The sequence below is a fragment of the Micromonospora sp. PLK6-60 genome (assembly GCF_019890675.1).
Lineage (GTDB): Bacteria > Actinomycetota > Actinomycetes > Mycobacteriales > Micromonosporaceae > Micromonospora.
In genome coordinates this window covers 22,907-41,245 of sequence record NZ_JAIOAA010000011.1, presented here as the reverse complement: position 1 = coordinate 41,245, position 18,339 = coordinate 22,907, and the positions used below count along the sequence as shown (strand labels likewise).

15 protein-coding genes are annotated in these 18,339 nt (G+C 73.2%); 10 read left to right on the top strand and 5 right to left on the bottom strand.

Annotated elements, in window-relative coordinates; genetic code table 11:
• The first annotated feature begins 5 nt into the window (after positions 1 to 5).
• The 4 genes from K7640_RS20360 to K7640_RS20345 all read left to right on the top strand — a co-directional run bounded on the left by K7640_RS20360 (position 6) and on the right by K7640_RS20345 (position 3,945).
• The gene (locus K7640_RS20360; RefSeq protein WP_222956584.1) at positions 6 to 1,667 is read left to right on the top strand and encodes a Na+/H+ antiporter; all 1,662 of its coding nucleotides are present in this window, start codon (positions 6 to 8) and stop codon (positions 1,665 to 1,667) included.
• A gap of 27 nt (positions 1,668 to 1,694) precedes the next feature.
• Positions 1,695 to 2,198: an HIT family protein gene (locus K7640_RS20355; RefSeq protein ID WP_222956458.1), complete on the top strand. Its 504-nt coding sequence runs from the start codon at positions 1,695 to 1,697 to the stop codon at positions 2,196 to 2,198.
• A 242-nt stretch (positions 2,199 to 2,440) separates the two neighbouring features.
• On the top strand, positions 2,441 to 2,944 hold the full coding sequence (locus K7640_RS20350; RefSeq protein WP_222956457.1) for a SigE family RNA polymerase sigma factor: 504 nt from the start codon (positions 2,441 to 2,443) through the stop codon (positions 2,942 to 2,944).
• Entirely contained in the window at positions 2,935 to 3,945 is a 1,011-nt protein-coding gene (locus K7640_RS20345) for a hypothetical protein (RefSeq protein ID WP_222956456.1), read from the top strand. The genes K7640_RS20350 and K7640_RS20345 overlap by 10 nt, the downstream gene beginning before the upstream one ends.
• A 44-nt stretch (positions 3,946 to 3,989) precedes the next feature.
• Here K7640_RS20345 and K7640_RS20340 read toward each other — a convergent pair whose 3' ends face one another.
• The gene (locus K7640_RS20340) at positions 3,990 to 5,189 is read right to left on the bottom strand and encodes an RtcB family protein (protein ID WP_222956455.1); all 1,200 of its coding nucleotides are present in this window, start codon (positions 5,187 to 5,189) and stop codon (positions 3,990 to 3,992) included.
• A 403-nt stretch (positions 5,190 to 5,592) separates the two neighbouring features.
• Between K7640_RS20340 and K7640_RS20335 the strand changes: the two genes are divergently transcribed.
• The 5 genes from K7640_RS20335 to K7640_RS20315 all read left to right on the top strand — a co-directional run bounded on the left by K7640_RS20335 (position 5,593) and on the right by K7640_RS20315 (position 9,888).
• Positions 5,593 to 6,291: a DUF2975 domain-containing protein gene (locus K7640_RS20335; protein WP_308042619.1), complete on the top strand. Its 699-nt coding sequence runs from the start codon at positions 5,593 to 5,595 to the stop codon at positions 6,289 to 6,291.
• Positions 6,291 to 6,530: a helix-turn-helix transcriptional regulator gene (locus K7640_RS20330; protein ID WP_222956454.1), complete on the top strand. Its 240-nt coding sequence runs from the start codon at positions 6,291 to 6,293 to the stop codon at positions 6,528 to 6,530. The genes K7640_RS20335 and K7640_RS20330 overlap by 1 nt, the downstream gene beginning before the upstream one ends.
• Positions 6,531 to 7,176: 646 nt before the next feature.
• Positions 7,177 to 7,923: an ATP-binding cassette domain-containing protein gene (locus tag K7640_RS20325; protein ID WP_222956453.1), complete on the top strand. Its 747-nt coding sequence runs from the start codon at positions 7,177 to 7,179 to the stop codon at positions 7,921 to 7,923.
• Positions 7,920 to 9,212, top strand: a complete 1,293-nt coding sequence (locus tag K7640_RS20320) for a hypothetical protein (RefSeq protein ID WP_222956452.1) — start codon at positions 7,920 to 7,922, stop codon at positions 9,210 to 9,212. Before K7640_RS20325 ends, K7640_RS20320 begins: the two co-directional genes overlap by 4 nt.
• Complete coding sequence (locus K7640_RS20315) at positions 9,184 to 9,888, top strand: hypothetical protein (RefSeq protein WP_222956451.1); 705 nt, start codon at positions 9,184 to 9,186, stop codon at positions 9,886 to 9,888. Before K7640_RS20320 ends, K7640_RS20315 begins: the two co-directional genes overlap by 29 nt.
• A gap of 7 nt (positions 9,889 to 9,895) precedes the next feature.
• Here the strand turns inward: K7640_RS20315 and K7640_RS20310 are convergent, their stop codons facing one another.
• From K7640_RS20310 to K7640_RS20295, 4 genes are all read right to left on the bottom strand, one after another.
• On the bottom strand, positions 9,896 to 10,312 hold the full coding sequence (locus K7640_RS20310) for a hypothetical protein (protein WP_222956450.1): 417 nt from the start codon (positions 10,310 to 10,312) through the stop codon (positions 9,896 to 9,898).
• A gap of 357 nt (positions 10,313 to 10,669) precedes the next feature.
• Positions 10,670 to 16,120 carry a biotin carboxylase N-terminal domain-containing protein gene (locus tag K7640_RS20305; RefSeq protein ID WP_222956449.1) on the bottom strand — a complete coding sequence of 1,817 codons (5,451 nt, stop codon included), beginning with the start codon at positions 16,118 to 16,120 and terminating at the stop codon, positions 10,670 to 10,672.
• Positions 16,121 to 16,301: 181 nt separating this feature from the next.
• A complete protein-coding gene (locus tag K7640_RS20300) occupies positions 16,302 to 17,255 on the bottom strand; it encodes a M56 family metallopeptidase (RefSeq protein ID WP_222956448.1) in 954 nt (317 codons plus the stop codon).
• On the bottom strand, positions 17,252 to 17,623 hold the full coding sequence (locus K7640_RS20295; RefSeq protein ID WP_222956447.1) for a BlaI/MecI/CopY family transcriptional regulator: 372 nt from the start codon (positions 17,621 to 17,623) through the stop codon (positions 17,252 to 17,254). The genes K7640_RS20300 and K7640_RS20295 overlap by 4 nt, the downstream gene beginning before the upstream one ends.
• Before the next feature lie 84 nt (positions 17,624 to 17,707).
• Between K7640_RS20295 and K7640_RS20290 the strand changes: the two genes are divergently transcribed.
• Positions 17,708 to 18,307: a phosphatase PAP2 family protein gene (locus tag K7640_RS20290; protein ID WP_222956446.1), complete on the top strand. Its 600-nt coding sequence runs from the start codon at positions 17,708 to 17,710 to the stop codon at positions 18,305 to 18,307.
• Positions 18,308 to 18,339: the final 32 nt, after the last annotated feature.

The following is an 18,339-nucleotide window of genomic DNA, read 5'->3' as shown; positions in this document are numbered from 1 at the left end:
AGGCGATGTTGCTGTTCGTGCTCGCCGCCGTCGCGGTGATCGTCGCCGTGCGGTGGGTGGCGGCGCGGACGGGTCTGCCGGCGGCAGCGCTGCTGCCGCTGATCGGCATCGGGTACGCGCTGCTGCCCGGGCCCAACATCAGCCTCGATCCCGAATTCGTGCTGCTGGTGGTGTTGCCGCCGCTGCTCTACAGCGCGGCGCTGGACTCGTCGTTGCTCGGCATCCGCCGCAACCTGCGCATCGTGGTCAGCCTGTCGGTGGTGCTGGTCCTGCTCACCGCCGTGCTGGTGGGGATCGGCTTCCACCTGTTCGTCGCCGGGGCGACGCTGGCCGCCGGGATCGCGGTCGGCGCCGCGGTCGCGCCACCCGACCCGGTGGCCGCGCTGGCGGTGGGCCGCCGGGTCAACCTGCCGCCCAAGCTGGTCACCATCATCCAGGGCGAGGGGCTGCTCAACGACGCCACGGCGCTGACCATCCTCAGCGTCGCCGTCGCCGCGGCGGTCGGCGGGACGTTCTCCTACGCCTCGGCCGCGGGCACGTTCGTGGTCGTCGCGGCGGGCGGGGTCGCGGTGGGCGCGGCGGTCGCCTGGGCCGTCCGGCTGGCCCGGCCGCTCACCTCGGACCCGCTGCTGGCCAACGCCGTCTCGCTGGCGACCCCGTTCCTGGCCTACCTGCTGGGCGAGGAGCTGCACGTCTCCGGCGTGCTCGCCGTGGTGACCGCCGGGCTGATCGTCGGTCACCACGCGCCCCGGCTCTCCTCGGGCGCCAGCCGGTTGCAGACCACCGCGGTGTGGCGGCTGGTCGACTTCCTGCTCGAAGGGTTCGTCTTCCTGCTGATCGGCCAGCAGTTGCCCGCCGTGGTCGGCGGCCTGCGCGAGTACGACACGTCGACAGTGGTCATCGCGGTCGCGGTGTCGGTCGGCGTGGTGCTGCTGCTGCGCCCGGCGTGGCTGGTGCTGACCCAGTCGCTGCCCCGGTCGTTGCACACCCGGCTCGGCGGCGCCTCCGACGACGACCTCGACGAGGCCGCCGGCGCGCGGCAGGCCGCGTTGGCCGAGCGCAACGCCCGCCGGCTCACCGCCCGGGAGGTGACGGCGCTGAGCTGGTCCGGCACCCGGGGCGTGATCAGCCTCGCCGCGATCTTCACCCTGCCGCTGACCACCGACAGCGGGGCCCCCTTCCCCGACCGCAACCTCCTGCTGTTCTGCACGTTCGTGGTGGTGCTGGTGACCCTCGTCGGGCAGGGCCTGACGTTCGCCCCGCTGGTGCGGGCGCTGGGCCTGCGCGCCGACGCGACCGACCAGGCCCGGGTGCGCAACGAGGCCCGCTCGGCGGCCGTCGAGGCGGCCCTGGCCCGCCTGGACGAGCTGGTCGCCGACGAGCCGGACCAGGCCCCGGCCGTCGACACCACCCGCGCCCAGCTGCGGGCCCGGCTGGCCCGCTACCGGGGCCGGCTCGACCTGCTCCAGCAGGCCGAGTCGACCGAGGTGCCCACCTCACCGGAGTACGAGGCGGCGTTGCGCATCCGCCGGGCCGCCATCGAGGCGCAGCGGGAGGAGCTGCTGCGCTGGCGCGACGCCGGCCGGCTGCCCGACGAGGGGCTGCGCGTCCTGGAACGGGAACTCGACCACGAGGAGCTGTTGCTGCCGAAGCGCGGCGGGCGCTGACGGCCTACCCGCGCCTATGCTGCGGCAGTGAGCGGCCCACCGGAGCGGACGGCCTTCGACCTCGACGGGTACGCGCGCCGCGTGCGCGACGGGCCCTGCTTCGTCTGCGCCTTCCTGCGCGGTGACCCCGACTACCGGCACCACCTGGTGCACGAGGACGACGACACGGTCGCGTTCCTGGCCCGCCACCCGACGCTGCTCGGCTACTGCCTGGTCGCGCCGAAGCGGCACATCGAGAGCTGGGTGCACGGGATGGCCCGGGACGAGTTCCTGCGGTTCCAGGCCGTCGTGCACGCCGTCGCCACCGCCGTCGAGGCGACCGTGCCGACCGAGCGGATGTACGCGCTGAGCCTCGGCAGCCAGCAGGGCAACGCCCACCTGCACTGGCACGTAGCGCCGCTGCCCCCGGGCGTGCCCTACCACCGGCAGCAGTTCCCCGCGCTGATGGCCGAGCACGGCGTGCTCGCGGTCGACGACGACGACCAGGCGGCGCTGGCCGGCCGGATCCGCGCCCGCCTCCGAATGAACTAGGGCCTGTTTCATAAGGGCGGTCGAGCCGAGGCGGAGTCCGGGCGGCGGTCCGGCAAGGCGCGGTTTCGTCCGGATACCGGTGTTGTATCCGGACGAAACCGCAACGCCGCCGGTCGTCGCCCGGGCCCGCCGCAGGCCGGCCAGTTCTTATGAAACAGGCCCTAACCGTCCTGGCGGGTGAGGCAACCTTTTCCAGGGCCAGCCGGTACTACCCGTGACCGACGTGGCAGGAGGGCGGGCACGTGATCACACCGGAGGGCTTCGACGATTTCGTCGTGACCCGCTCACCGCGGCTGTTACGCACCGCGTACCTGCTCACCCGGGACTGGGCGGCGGCCGAGGACCTGTTGCAGACGGCGCTGGCGCGGGCCTGGGAGGTGTGGCGGCGCATCGACGGCGACCCGGAACCGTACGTGCGGCGGATCCTCGTCAACGCGTACGCCTCGGCGTGGCGGCGCCGGTGGCGGGGTGAGGTGCCCACCGCCGAGCTGCCCGAGGTGGCCGGTCACCGTGACCCGCACGCCGGGCTCGACGACCGGGACCGGCTCTGGCGGGCGTTGGGGCGGCTGCCCCGCCGGCAGCGCGCCGTGCTCGTGCTGCGGTATTTCGAGGACCTCTCCGAGGCCGAGATCGCCGACGTCCTCGGCTGCTCGGTCGGCACGGTCAAGAGCCAGGCCAGCCGGGCCGTGGCCAAGCTGCGGCTCGACGAGACGCTGGCTCCGGAAGGGATGCTGGGATGGACCTGACCGACCTCAAGCAGGTGCTCGACGAGCGCTCCGACGGCTCCGGCGAGCACGTCCTGCACCAGGTGCGGCTGCACGGCGTACGCGCCAAGGTGGTCGCGCGGCGGCGGCGCCGGTTCGCGGCCTGGTCCGCCTGCGCGGTGCTCGCCCTCGCCGGGGTGGCCGCGGCCGTCGCGCCCGGCCCGGGCGCGGACGGCACGCCCACCCCGGCGACCAGCCCGGACCGCACCATCGAGGGCTTTCCCGAGTACGCCGAGGGCGCGCGCGTCGTCGCGGCCACGTCGGCCCCGCTGGCGGAGCGCCGCATCGAGCTGACGATGGTGCCCCGCACGCTCGACCTGGTCGTCTTCACCCGCTGCACCGACGTCGGCGTGGAGGTGACGCTGGAGCACACGGTACGGGTCAACGGCCACCCGCTGGTCAGCGGCAGCTGCGGGAACGCCGGCGCCAACCGTCCGTCGAAGTGGGACGGACTGGGCGTGGTGGTCGGCCGGCCCGTCACCTTCGTCATGACCGTCACCGAGGCGGCGGGTTCCGCCACCGCCTCGGTGACGGCGACGGTGGGGCTGGCGATCGGCGAGCGGATCCCGTTCGACAGGTATCCGCTACCGCCCCGGCCGTTCGGACCGCTCGGCGCGCTCGACCAGATGCTGCCGGCCGGCTGCACCGAGGCGGTCTGCCCGGACGCCGTCATCATCCGCGCCGACGCCGCCGACCCGACCCGGCCGGTGCGGCGCACCCTGACCTGGCGGACGCTCCAGTCGGTCGACATGGTCGCCCAGACGCCCGGGCTGCTGCACCTGCGGGTCAACGGCGTGGAGATCACCACCGGCGAGTGGTGGGACTACTACTGCCGCGGCAACGGCATGTACGGCGACCAGGGCGGCGGGTGGAAGCGCGAGTTCGGGCTCGACCCGCGCCCGGGTGACCAGGTGGTCGTCGAGGTCGTACCCGAGCACCTCACCGGGGCCTGGCAGGTGGTGCTGTCCCCGGCGGAGAGCTGACCCGGTGACCCGTCGGCGCCCGCCCCCCGCGGGCGCCGGCGGGGTCACCCCTTGACGCAGACCACCTGCTTGAGGTGGGCGACCACCTCGACCAGGTCGTCCTGCTGGGCCATCACCTCGGTGATGTCCTTGTACGCGCCGGGGATCTCGTCGACCACCCCGGCGTCCTTGCGGCACTCCACCCCGGCGGTCTGCGCGGCCAGGTCGGCGGTGCTGTACGTCCGCTTCGCCTGCCCCCGCGACATCCGCCGCCCGGCGCCGTGCGACGCCGAGTGGTACGCCTCCGGGTTGCCCCGGCCGCGCACGATGTACGAGCCGGTGCCCATCGAGCCGGGGATGATGCCCAGGTCACCCTTGCCGGCCCGGATCGCCCCCTTGCGGGTCACCAGCAGCTCCACCCCGTCGTAGCTCTCCTCGGCAACGTAGTTGTGGTGGCAGGAGATCGGCTCGTCGTACGCCACCTGCGGAAACGCGTCCCGCACCACGCCGCAGAGCAGGGCGAGCATGACCGCCCGGTTGCGCCGCGCGTACTCCTGGGCCCACCACAGGTCCCGGCGGTAGGCGTCCATCTCCGGAGTGCCGGCGAGGAACACCGCCAGGTCGCGGTCGGGCAGGCCGGTGTTGTGCGGCAGCCCGCGGGCCACCGCCATGTGCCGCTCGGCCAGCTCCTTGCCGATGTTGCGGGACCCGGAGTGCAGCATCAGCCACACCCGCCCGGCGTCCGGGCCGCCCTGCTCCAGGCAGACCTCGATGAAGTGGTTGCCGCCGCCGAGGGTGCCGAGCTGGTGCCGGGCCCGGCTCTCCAGCTGCGCCACCCGCCGGTCCAGGTCGTCGAAGCCGGTCCAGAAGGCGTCCCAGCCGCGCTGCTCCAGGCCGCGGACCCGGCGCGGGTCGACCGGGTGGTCGTGCTTGGCGAAGCCGACCGGGATGGCCGCCTCGATCGCCGTACGCAGCGACTTCAGGTCGTCGGGCAGGTCGTCGGCGGTGAGCGAGGTGCGCACGGCGGACATGCCGCAGCCGATGTCCACGCCGACCGCGGCGGGCGAGACCGCCTGCCGCATCGCGATCACCGAGCCGACCGTGGCGCCCTTGCCGAAGTGCACGTCGGGCATCACGGCCACGCCCTGCACCCAGGGCAGGGAACCGATGTTGCGCAGCTGCCGGGCCGCCTGCTCCTCGATCGTGTACGGGTCGGTCCAGACCCGCACCGGCGCACGGGTGCCGGGCAGCGGGGTGTAACCCATCGTCGTCTCCTCGATAGGGGTGGTCGTACGGGGTGGGTGCGTGGGAACCCGGTGACGAAGAAGCCGCCCGGTCCCTGCGGTGGGGGCGGGCGGCTGCGCGTGGATCGCGCTCGGCGCTAGTCGCGCCACCACCCTGGCCGCCGATACCACCGGCGGGCCCGGCCGGCCCGGGTGCGCTCGTCGGCGCAGGGCAGGCCACCGCCGCGCGGCAACGACCGCGTGGGTTCGGTGCTGGTGCGCTGCGTCACGGCATGCTCCCTCGGGGACCGGCTCGTCGATCTGGTGCCGCAACGGTATGCCGGTCGTCGGGTCACCGCAATCGATATTGACGGCGCTCCTTGACATATCGACTTTCGTTACGCACGCTACGGGCACATAACGAAAGACGATATGGGGGCCAGTGGTGAACACGACCGTGAACGCGAGCGTCCGACTGCTCCTCGCGCTGACCGGCGCGGCTGCCGCGGCCGTGCTCGTCCTCGGCGTGTGGCCGACCGTGCTCGGCCCGGCCGGCCTGGAACTGGGCCGGGGCCTGGCCCCGATGCTCACGCCCCAGCCCGCGCAGACCGTGACCGTGCGGCCGGACGACGGGTTCGCCGCCCGCTGGCAGGCGGCGGTCCCCGCCACCCACCCGGTCTTCGCCTGGCAGGACACCGCCGACGGCACCCGGGACGCGGTCACCGGACTGCCGCCGGTCGAGCTGGCGACACCAACGATGGTGCTGTCGATCCTGGAGCCCGGCTGGCCCGACCGGCTCCGCCTCGCCGGGCCCGACCTCGCCGCGCAGGCGTTGATCCTGGCCGTGCTCTGGCTGCTGCGCCGGATCGTGCGCACGATGCCGGCCGCCGAGGTGTTCACCGCCGTCAACGCCCGCCGGATAGTCCTCATCGGCCTGCTGGTGGCGGTCGGCGGCAGCGCCGTCCAACTGCTCGGCTACGCCGCCGACAAGGCCGTCATCGCCCGGTCCGCCGCCGCGGGCGTCGTCGACGTGGCCTTCTCCTTCTCCGTCGCGCCGCTGGCGATCGGGGCGATCGTCCTGCTGCTCGCCGAGGTGTTCCGGCAGGGCGTACGACTGCGCGCCGACGTCGACGGGCTGGTGTGATGGCCCCGACGCCGGAGGAGCCCGGTCATCGGGTCACCGTCCGCCTCGATCGGCTGCTCGCCGCCCGCGGCCTGACCCTGGTCGAACTCTCCGCGCAGGTCGGCGTGAGCGTGGTCAACCTCTCGGTGCTGAAGAACGGGCGCGCCCGGGCCATTCGCTTCTCCACCCTCACCGCCCTCTGTGACGCGCTGGGCTGCACCCCCGGGGACCTGCTGGAGGTCGAGCCCCGCGACGGCTGACGCCGGCCACAGTCCCGCACGCGAGGCACCACTGAGCCGGATCAATCCACATCAGACAGACACCAAGGATGACCGAGTGCGCACCGAGGGTTGCTGCGGTGATCGTCGCTCCCTAGTATGAGCCTGCGCCAAGGCTGGGGAGCGGCGTGCCGCGAAGGTGTTTCGCGGTGCCTCTTGTTCACCGAGCCTAGGAGGGCTTGTGCGCACATCTCAGGGTTCGCCACGGTCGTGGCTGGCAGGAAAGCGGATCGTCCAGGTAGCCGTGCTGGGCTTGCTCGCCGGCGGCGCGGTCGGGCTCACCGCCACCGCACCTGCGGCCGCTGCCGGCACGTCCACGAAGGTCTTCAACTGCTACACCGAGTGGTGGAACACGGCCTAGGCACAGAAGTGCTCCTCGCCGGGTGCGAAGAACGCCGGTGCCTACTATTCCGGCGTCGCGTGCTCAAAGCAGGTTGACAAGAGCATGCGGAAGGTCCGCTCCGCGGGCAGCACCGCCACCTACAGTGGGACCGACTGCACGTTCAGCGCCAGCAACGGTTGGATCACCTACGACTACAACTGATCCATCCCAGCAGTGCGGCGAAGGAGCGCGGGTCAGGCGCCCGTGTTCCTTCGCCTCGCGTGTTCGTGAAATGAGAGTCGCTCCATGAGTGTCGTGCTAGAGGCGCTGGCCCAGGGCTACGGGACCACCACCGTCATCGACAATCTCAGCGTCACGCTGCGACCGGGCATAACCGCGCTACTGGGTCCCAACGGGGCGGGCAAGACGACCCTGCTCCGTACGTTGGCCACCGTCATGCCGCCGCGCAACGGCGTGATCCGCATCGATGAGATTGAGATAGCCGGCGAGCGGTCGGCGCGCCGGGTCCGCGACCGGATCGGCTACCTGCCGCAGGACTTCGGCTTCGACCCGCAGATGAAGGTCGCCGACTTCGTGACATATGCGGCCTGGTTGCGCGGGGTGCCGTCCGGCCAGTGGCACCGGGTGGTCGATGAGGCGTTGGAGATGGTCGACCTCACCGAGCTGCGGAAGTCCCGGATGCGCAGCCTTTCGGGCGGCATGCGCAGGCGTGCCGGCATCGCCTGGGCGATCGTGGGGCGCCCGCGACTGGTGCTGCTCGACGAACCCACGGTCGGCCTGGACCCGCGTCAGCGGCTGCAGTTTCGGAAGATCATCTCGGGGCTCGACGACACGGTCGTGGTGCTCAGCACCCATCTCATCGACGATGTCGGGGCAGTCTGTGACCGGGTGATCGTGATGAACGGCGGCGCGGCCAGGTTCGACGGCACGGTCGCCGAGTTGGCGGCGCTGGCCCACGACGGCCTTCCCGGTCACTCCCCACTGGAACGGGCGTACATGCACCTGCTGCCCGAGGGAGAGCAGAAACTGTGAGTACGGTCTGGCTGCATCTGCGTACCTCACCGATCCGCTGGGCACTGCCGGCATTCGTCGTCATCGACCTGGCCGTGCTGTTCCTGCGGAACCGGCACTGGATCGGCGTCTGGCCCGAGACCGGCGCCGCGGCGCAGGTGCCCGCGTACCTGCTGGGCATCGTCGGCGCGGGCGCGGCAGCCTGGTCGGCGGGCGCGTCCCAGCGACACGGGCTCACGGAACAGGTGCGGGCGGCGCGGGTCCCGCCGATGGTGTCGGAGGCCCACCGCCTCGGCGCCACCGTCATCGTCCTGCTGATCCCCTATCTGATCGGTCAGGCGACGGCGTTCGCCGTCACCGCTCGGACCTTCCCGCCGGGCGTCCACCTCTGGCTGGGGTACCTCCTGCTCGGTCTCTTCACGATTCTGACGTCGGTCGCGCTGGGTTGGGCATGCGGCCAGCTGTTCGGACCCGTCTTCGCGCCGCTCGCGGCGACGTTGGGGTTCCTGTTCCTGACCACCTTGCTGGACCGCGACGGGTCCGTCGTGATCTCCGGCCGACCTGAGGTGGCGGTCGACCCGTTGCCTTTGGCGCTGCGGTTGGGGTCGATCGTGGCGCTGATCCTGGTCCTGCTGTGGCTGCCCGCCGCAGCCGCCTCGGGACCGGTCCGGCGGCGAACGTGGCTGCTGGTCCCGGTGGCTCTGCCACTCGTGGTGGTCATGCTCGGCACCGACGTGGTGGCCGACCGGAAACCGCCGGGGACCAGGGTGACCTGTGTCCAAGGGTCGGCGACCCTGTGCATCTGGCCGGAGCACGAGAAATACCTGCCCCAGCTACGCGCCCTCAACGCACGGATCGATCTGCTGCCCGACGCCTTCGTCCGGCCGTCACGGATCAACGAGGTCGGGCTCCAGAAGACCCGGTACATCGGGCCGGACGGGAAGGAGTACCTCGGTTACGAGGAGGGACCGCCGATCTTCTACATCCTCGAGGGCAGTCCGTGGTCCTATGCCGGTGACATCGGCACCTCGATCAGCGCATCGACCTTCGGGTACCAGGACGAAGGATGCGACTGGCAGCGGATCACCTCGTCGGACGAGCCCCGACTCTGGGCCCTCGACGCGTGGCTTGAGGTGTTCCTGGCCGGCGGAGGTAGTCCCAACTCCCACACCAACGCACCCGCCCAGATGCAGCAGGCATGGGCCGAGGGACGGGCGGTCGCCGGAAACCCGTCTCGCGCCGCTCAGTTCCGATGGGCTGAGGGAGAGGTGAACGAACTCCGTGGGCGTTACTGTCCGACACGACGCTGAGGTCTCCGGGCAGAGGCTCCCGGTCCGGCTGTTCCTCACCGTGCGGTCGGTCCGGACCGTACTGGCCGTCACCGTCCTCTCCGGCGCACTGGCCGCCTGGTTCGGTCTGGTCGAAACGCCCATCCCGACAGCGGTGTCGGACGGCAGGGCGACGGTCCCGGTCTGGCGCATGCTCACCATGGGCGTCGCCGTACTGCCGGTCCTCGCCCTGCACAGCCCCCTTGCCAACCTGGAGCTGGTGGCCACCCGGCGGTTCCGTGCCATGCAGCGGCTCTACCTCGCCGGCCTGGGTGCCGGCTCTGCGGTGATCTTCCTGGGCAGCTGTGCCGTCGTGCTGCGCCCGGAGATCCTCGGGATCATGGCACGGTCGTGGATCGCCTGGTTCGGGCTGGCCCTGGCCGGTGGAGCATTCCTGGGCTGGCGGCTGGCCTGGGTGCTGCCGTCGACAGTGGCCATCGTGCTGTCGTACTGGGGGTACGCCGAGAACCAGCAGTACCGGTGGTGGGAGTTCAGCGCCCGGCCGGCCGACGACCTACCCAGCCTCCTGCTGAGCGTCACACTGCTCGCCACGGGCCTGATCGCGTACGCGGCGACCCCCTGGCGCCGCCGCCGGTGGACCAGCTGGCGCCGCTGGAGCAAGACGCGGACGCCGGACGCCGGCAGCGCGATCAGGTAGCGGCCCGTCAGCTCAGCCGGCGAAGCCCCTCAATGATGGCCGAACGGAGTTGCTCGCCGTACGCGTCGGCCGGCAACGCGCCGACCCGCTCGGCCGCCTGCGCGAAGGCGGCACGCGCGGCGACCGGGTCGCCCAGCCGCTCGTTGGCCATCGCCACCGCCACGTGGAGCGAGGGATAGAGCGCGGCGACCCGTTCGTCGCCGACGGCGTCGGCATGCCGCAGCGCGTCCTGGTTCCACCGCAGGACCTCCCCCGGGTCGTCCTGCTGCCGGGCCAGATAGTGCGCCGCGACGCAGGCGTCGTAGTCGTCGACACGCCTCGCCCACGCCTGCTCGAACAGCGCCCGCGCGGCGGCCGGTCGCCCCTGCGCCTCTGCCCGCATCCCGTCCTGGCAGAGCTGAAGCACCGGATTGCCGAGATCCATCGTCACTCCCGTTGATCGCCGATCGGCTGACGCGGTGATCCTGCGGGCTCAACCAGGTCGAAGGTCAACCGCCCTGCACCGTCGGCGGCGGCGACACCCCCGCGCGCCGCCTTTGCTCTGCTCACGCCGGCGCAACAGAAACCGGGCCGTTGTGTTGCGGACAGGGCAGCAGAGCAAAGGCTGCGGGCCGGGTGTCCGGTGGCGGTCGGGACACGCCGAAGCCCCGCCGAAGCCCAGCCGGCACGGCCAGACACGACGCGACCCAGCACGACCCGGCCCGACACGGCGCTGGCCTGGTGGGAGCACCACCAGGCCAGCGCCGCTGTCAGGCGGACGCCGCGCGGGCATCCGGTCGGGTCACGCCCGTTCCAGGCCCCGCTCGACGGCGGCGATGATCTGCGGGCGCAGCTCCTCGGGCCGGACGATGGCGTCCACCGAGCCGACCTCGACCGCGCGCTGGATGCTGTGCACCGCGTCGAACTCGGCGGCCACCTCGCCCAGCTTCTCCGCCCGGACGTTCGCCCGGACGTCCACGAGCTGGGTGACCAGCGCCGCCCGCTCCGCGCCGGTCGCCGCGTTGACCCGGGCCTGCAGGTCGGCCACCCGCGGGTCCTTAGCGGTACGCGCGTTGACGTCGCCGGCGAACACCACGGCCGCGGCCGGCGCCCCGCCGATGACGGAGGCGAACGAGCCCTCCACGGCGAGCACCGTCATGTTCGGGTTGAGCGCCTTGGAGAAGACCACGAACGCGCCACCGTGGTACCGCGAGATCACGCAGAACACAATCGGTCCGTCGAAGTTGACGATGGCCCGGCCGATCTCCGCCCCGTACTCCAGTTGCAACTGCCGCATCGACTCGGGCGAGCCGTCGAAGCCGGACAGGTTCGCCAGCACCACCAGCGGCCGGTTCCCGCTGGCGGCGTTGATCGCCCGCGCGGCCTTCTTCGACGAGCGCGGGAACAGCGTGCCGGCGGTGTAGGTGTCCGGGCCGTCGGTGGGCGGGAACCCCCGCCGCGGCACCGACCGGGACTCGATGCCGAGCAGGCACACCGGCAGCCCACCGAGGTGTACGTCCTGCACGACGGCGGTCTCCGCGTCGGCCATGCCCGCCCAGCGCTCCAGGACCGGGTGGTCCTGGTCGGCCAGGGCCCGCATCAGCGTACGGATGTCGAAGGCCTTCTTCCGGTCCGGGTTGCGCTCCCGGGAGAAGATCTCGCCGACGGTGGTGAAGTCGCTGTCCGGCACGGCGTGCGGGTAGCCGGAGATGTCCCGGTCGACCGGGTCGGCGGTGACCGCCCGGCGGGGCAGGGTCTCCCCCGGCGCGACGTACGTGTGGTCGTGGTGGGCCATCAGCACGTCGCGGGCGGCCGGCAGGTCCGGCGCCCAGTACTGGGCCTGGCCGTTGGGGCCCATCACCCGGTCGTAGCCGCCGATGCCGAAGTTGTCCTCGGCCGACACGCCGCCGGAGAAGTCCAGCGACTGCTTGCCGGTCAGCACCATCGCCGAATCCGGGGTCATCACCAGGATGCCCTTGGTGTGCATGAGCATGGTGGCCTCGGCGTTCCAGTACGGCTGGGCGCCCACGGTGATCCCGGCGACCACGATGTTGATCTCGCCGCCGGCCTGGGTGAACTGCACGATCCGCTTGAGCGCGGCGGCCACCCAGTCCATGTTCTCGGTGCCCGAGCTCATCGAGATGCGCGCGCCCGCCGACAGCGCGAACCAGTCGATCGGCACCCGCATCCGCTCGGCCAGGTCGAGCGCGGCGATGACCCGCGCGCACTCCGGCTCGGCCAGCGCGCCCAGCGCCCGGGTCGGGTCGCCGAGCAGCACCACCCGGGTGACCCCCTCGGGATAGCGCTCGGTCGGGGTGCTCACCACCCCGGCGACGATGCCCGCGGTGTTGCGCCCCTTCGGCCGCTCGACCGGCACCAGCGCGCCGCTGTCGTCCAGGTCGTACTCGGTGAAGGTGCCCTGCGGGCCGGCCAGCATCCCGGTCAGCTCGTACGGGTAGGTGGTGCCGCGCCGCCGCGCCGAGAGCACCTTCTGCCGGTAGTCGTCGAGCGGCTGGACCGGCTCGGCCGTCGGCGCGTCGACGGAGATGCGCATGCCCGCGTCGTAGGAGACCCGGACCGCGATGTCGGTCACCGCGCCGGTGGCGGCGTCGGGCTGCCGGCCGAGGAACAGCACCTCCTCCAGGCCCGCGCCGGACGTGGTGGGCAGCACCCGCTGGGCCACCGCGTTCAGGTCCTCGATGCTGAGGTCGTTCGGCGGCCAGACGTAGATGGTGATCCGGTTGGTGTCGAACCGCTTGCGCGCCGGCCGCTGCGCCTGCACTTTGCGGATCGCGTCGAGACACGCGTCGAGGGCGCCCTCGACGGCGGGCAGCGCGAGGATCCGGCCCTCGGCGTCGCGCAGCGGGGTCAGGTCGCGGACCTGGGCCATCGCGGCCAGCCGCTCGTCGGCCGGGTTGTCCGGGGCGACGGCGTGGAAGAGGTAGACCTCCTCGTCGGCCGACGGCAGCCGGGTCAGGTCGAAGTGGCGCAGCCGCGGCAGTTGCAGCCGCTGGGCGATCCGCGGGTGCAGCCCGCGGATGACCCGGTCCTCGCCTTGGCCGGGGCGGAAGGTGAAGTGGTGGTGCACCTCGGCGCCGGTGCGGCCGGCGACCGTGACCGTGACCCGCTGGAGCGCGTCCAGCAGCCCGGCCCGGTCGATGATCTCCCGCAGGGTGCCGGCCATCGCGTCCACGTCGGGCTGGTCGCTCCAGGTCAGGTAGACGTCGGCGACCGTGTCCGCCGCGGCCAGCCCGGCGACCTCGGCCAGCGCCGTGGGCAACCCCGCGAAGTCGGTGGCGGCGGCGACCAGCCGGAACCGCTCGCCGTCGAGGTCGTACCCGGCGGTGAAGAAGGTGTGCCCGGCGACCTCGACGCAGCGCGCGTCGCCCGCGCCACGGTTGCCGTAGTAGCGGCGGCTGAGCACCTCCAGCATCGGGCCGTGGTCGGCGCCCGGCTTGCCGATGCGCTGGCCGAGCAGCCGCACCAGCGGCTCGGGCGAGGCGACCATGGTCGCGATCCGCTCGGCCCGGTCGGCCGCCTCGGGGTTCAGGTCGAGGTGGCGCAGGTGGGCGCGGACCGCCGCGTACACCTCGGCCCGCTTGCGGCGCAGCATCGGCTGGGCCGCCCAGCGGAACACGATGCTGCGGGCCAGGTCGCCGACCACCGGGAAGCGCAGCTGGGTGGCGGAGATCAGGTGCTCCAGCGCCTGCCCGACCAGTTCGCGCAGCCCGTTGCCGGGCAGCGGCTCGGTCAGCCACCGCTGGAGGAAGGTGACGATCACCGAGACGTCGGCCGAGGCCCGCTGCTGGGCGAGGAAGATCCGGAACACGGCGTCCTCCAGCGCGGGGGTACGCGCGAAGTCGTCGACGCCGTAGTGGTGCAGCACCCGGGCGAGCCGGTGCCGGAAGGTGTCCGGCAGCCCGGCGCGGTCGACGTCCAGGCTCTGCAGGTAGGCGTGGAAGTATTCCCGCGGGCTGTGCACCCGGGTGTCGGTGTGGCTCTCCTCGCCGGCCGGTCGGTTGCGGCTCAGCTCGGACAGGTCGGCGAAGACCTGTAGCAGCTCGACCTCCTGGTCGAGCGGGCGGTGGCCCAGCTCGTCCCGGGCGGCCAGGTAGTCGGCCAGCACCCGGCGCCCGTCGCGCGGGTCGGGGTCGTAGCCGAGCAGCAGGCTGCGCAGGTCGGCGACGCCCCGGGCCACCCGGGCCTCGGCGGTCAGCCCGGCCGGCTCGGCGGGCAGCTCCAGGTCGACGGCCTCGGTCTCGGCGGCCGGGCCGGCGTCGTCGTCGCCGACCGGGTCCAGGCGCAGCAGCGGCGCGCCGGTCTCCACCTGGCTGCCGACGGAGACCAGGCACTCCCGCAGCTTCGCCTTGAACGGCGCGCGCAGCACCGTCTCCATCTTCATGCTCTCCAGCACGAGCACGGGCGCGCCCGCCTCGACCTCGGCGCCGACCTCCAGCGGGGTGGCGACCACCAGCGCGGGCGCCGGGGAGCGCAGCACGCCGCCCTCGTCGCGGCTGACCCGGTGGGTGATGCCGTCCACCTCGACCAGGTGCACCGGCCCGTGCGTGTCGGTGACCAGCCGGAACCGCCGGCCGTTGACCACCAGCCGGCCGGTGTGCTCGTCGAACCGCTCCAGCTCGGCGTCGACCGTGGTGGTCTCGCCGATGCCGACCCGGAACCGGCGCGGCCCGGTCTGCGCGACGCTCACCCGGTAGGTCGCGCCGCGCAGCTTCAGGTCGATCGGCCGGCCGCTGGTGTGCTGCACCTGCGGGCGCCCGCCGTGCGCGGTGGAGAGCAGCCGCTGCCGCTCCACGAGCGCCTCGTCCTCGTACGCCTCGATCGCGGCCGCGGCCAGCGCGACGCCGGAGTGGCGGGTGGAGACCAGGCGGCCCTGCGCGCGGACCCGGTCGATCCAGCCGGTGTCCGCGCTGGCGTCGATCACCTCGGGCTGGTCGAGCAGGTCGAGCAGGAAGCTCTTGTTGGTGGCGCCGCCCTCGATGATCACCGTGGTCTCGGCGACCGCCCGGCGCAACCGGCCGAGCGCCTCGTCGCGGGTACGCCCGTAGGCGATGATCTTGGCGATCATCGAGTCGAAGTCGGCGGGGATCACGTCGCCCTCGCTGACCCCGGTGTCCACCCGCACGCCCGGGCCGCTGGGCAGCGCCAGCCGCACGATCCGGCCCGGCGCGGGCGCGAAGTCCCGGTCCGGGTCCTCGGCGTTGAGCCGGGCCTCGACCGCGTGCCCGGCCTCGGCCGGGACCCGGTCGCCGAGCCGCCCGCCGCCGGCCACGTGGATCTGGGCCTTGACCAGGTCGAAGTCGGTGGTGGCCTCGGTGATCGGGTGCTCCACCTGGAGTCGGGTGTTGACCTCCAAGAAGGCGAACAGCCGGTCGCCCGGGTGGTAGAGGAACTCGACCGTGCCCGCGCCCCGGTAGTCCACGGCCAGCGCCAGCCGCTCGGCCGCCGCCTTCAGCTCGGCGGCCTGCTCGGGGCCGAGCACCGGCGAGGCGGACTCCTCGATCACCTTCTGGTTGCGCCGCTGCACCGAGCAGTCCCGCACGCCCAGCGCCCACGCGGTGCCCTGACCGTCGGCGATCACCTGCACCTCGACGTGCCGCGCCCCGGTGACCAGCCGCTCCAGGAAGACCACCCCGCTGCCGAACGCGCGCTCGGCCTCCAGGCTGGTGCGCTCGTACGCCTCGGTCAGCTCGTCGTCGCTGCGTACCACCCGGATGCCCCGGCCGCCACCGCCCGCGGTCGCCTTGAGCATCAGCGGGTAGCCGATCTCGGCCGCCGCCCGCTTCGCCGCGGCCAGGCTCTCCACCGCGCCCCGGCTCCACGGCGCCACCGGGACGCCGACCTCCTCGGCGATCAGCTTCGCGCCGATCTTGTCACCGAGCGTCCGCATCGCCTCGGGGCTGGGGCCGATGAAGGTGACGCCGATCTTGTCGCACAGCTCGGCGAAGGTCGGGTCCTCGGCGACGAAGCCCCACCCCACCCACGCCGCGTCCGCGCCCGTGTCGAGCAGCGCCCGTTCGAGGACGCGGTGGTCCAGGTAGGGCCGCGCCGACGCCGGACCCAGGCAGTAGCCGTGGTCGGCCTCGCGGACGAAGGTCGCCCCGCGCTCGGCCTCGGTGTAGAGCGCGATGGTCTCGATCGGCGGGGCACCGGACTCGGCGTTGAGCTCGCGGACGGCGTGGATCAGCCGCATGGCGGCCTCACCCCGGTTGACGATGGCGATGCGGCTGATCACCGAGCAAGCCTCCCAATGGTGCGTTCACAGCAGAACGGGGACGCCCGCGCCGGGGTCCCCGTATCAACCTTCACCCCTACCGGCCGGTAGGCAAACCGCCGGACCCGCCACCCGGAGGGCAGGAATCTTGTGGACAACCGACCAACGCGGCCCGTCACCACCGACCCGGCGGTGTTCCGGGTCACAACCGTCGGCCGGCTTCCGCCTCCGGGGCCTGCTGTCCCCGCGCGGCGTACGCGCTGCGGGCCTGCTCGAACAGGTGCTCACCCTGGTGCTGGACGGCCGCCCCGCCGAACGCCAGCACGCTGAGCACGAGCGTGAGCACGGCGAGCGCGGGGCCACGGCGGGTGGCGGGCGGGTCGAGCAGGGCGCGGACCCGGTCGGGCACGTCACCGCCGGTGGCGGCGGGCAGCGGACCGGCGGCGTACCGCCGGCGGGCCAGCGCGGCGCGGGCCAGGGCCCGGGCGACCAGCCGCCGGTCCCCCAGCCGCGCCGCGGCGTCCTCGTCGGCCCACCGCTCGATCGCGTTGCGCAGCCGGCGGGCGGTGGGCCGCAGCAACGGGTTGGCGCTGGCGGCCAGGTCGACCGCGGCCACCCACCAGGCGTGCCGGTGCGACAGATGGGAGCCCTCGTGGGCGAGCAGGGCGGCGCGCTCGTCGGCGGACAGCGCGCGCAGCATGCCGCGGGTGACCACGATCCGGCCGGCCGCCTCCGGGGTGGTGAAGGCGTCGGGGACGTCGCTGTCGAGCACCACCAGTGCACCGGGCGCGGCGAGCCGCCCGCAGTCGCGGTGCGCGACGCGCATCGCCCGGGCCCGCCGGCCGAGGAAGACGGCGGTGCGGGCCGCGCCGAGCGCGAGCCCGAGCAGGGCGGCGGCGGGGACCGGCCAGGGCAGTGGGGCCTGCGACCGCAGCGCCTGGGCGGACCAGGCGCCGACGGCGGCGACCTCGGCGTCCTGGCCGACCCAGGTGAACGCGGTGACGGCCGCGGCGAACCACAGGGTCGCGGTGACCGCCAGGCCGGCCGGCGCGAGCAGGCGGACGGCCAGGGACGGGCGCAGCGTACGGCTGAGCCACGGCCCGCAGCCGGCGTACGCCAGGGTCGCGGTCAGCACCGCCAGCAGCGGGGTGATCATGTCTGGTCCGGCTCGGCGCGGTGGAGCAGGGCGACCAGGAGCGCCTCGTCCTCGGGGGTGAGGGCGCCGACGAACCGGGTCAGCACGGCAGAGCGGTCACTGTCGTCGTCGAGCAGGCGGCGCATCTGGTGCGCGACCACCTGGGCCCGGTCGCGCACGGCCCGGTAGGCGTAGGCGCGGCCGGCCGGGCGGCGGGTCACCCGGCCCTTGTCTTGCAGGCGGGCCAGCACCGTGGTGACGGTGTTGTAGGCCAGGCCGGCGTCGAGGCGCTCCCGAACCTCGGCCGGGGTGAGCGGGGCGTCGGCGGCGGCGAGCACCGCGAGGATCTCGTGTTCGAGGTCCCCGTGCCCGCGGCGTCGGTTCTTCACCCGTCCCCCAGTAACTACAAATATTGTCGGAGTAGGCTGCTGACTACAAACATTGTAGGACTCAGCGGACGACGGGGGGCGGCGATGGACGCCGGGCTGTTCGACGGGATCAACCGGTTCGCGGTGGCGACCCCCTGGCTGCACGCCGCGCTGACCGGCTACGCCGGCTACGGGGTGCTGCTCTTCGCGGCCCTGATGCTGGCCGGGTGGTGGTACGCCCGCGGCACCGGCGACCCGCGACGGACGGCGGCCGCCCTGCTGGCACCGGTGGCCACCGGCCTGGCGATCGCGGTCAACCAGCCACTGGTCGCCCTGTTCCACGAGCCCCGCCCGTACACCGCCCACCCGGGCATCCTCGTGCTGGCCACCCGCAGCACCGACTTCTCCTTTCCCTCCGACCACTCGGTGATGGCGGGCGCGGCGGCCACCGCGCTGTGGTTCGTCTCCCGCCGGCTCGGCCTGGTCACCACGGTCGCCGCCGTGCTGATGGGCTTCTCCCGGGTGTACATCGCCGCCCACTACCCGCACGACGTCCTCGCCGGCCTGGCCGTCGGCGCCGCCGTGGCGATCATCGTGCTGCCGCTGGCCCGGCCGCTCGCCACCCGACTCGTCGACGTGCTGGGCCGCACCCCGATGCGCCCGCTCGTCGTCGCCGGGCCCCCGCTGCCGGCCGGCCGCCCCTGAGCGACCACCTCGGCGGATGAGAGAGTGGGGCC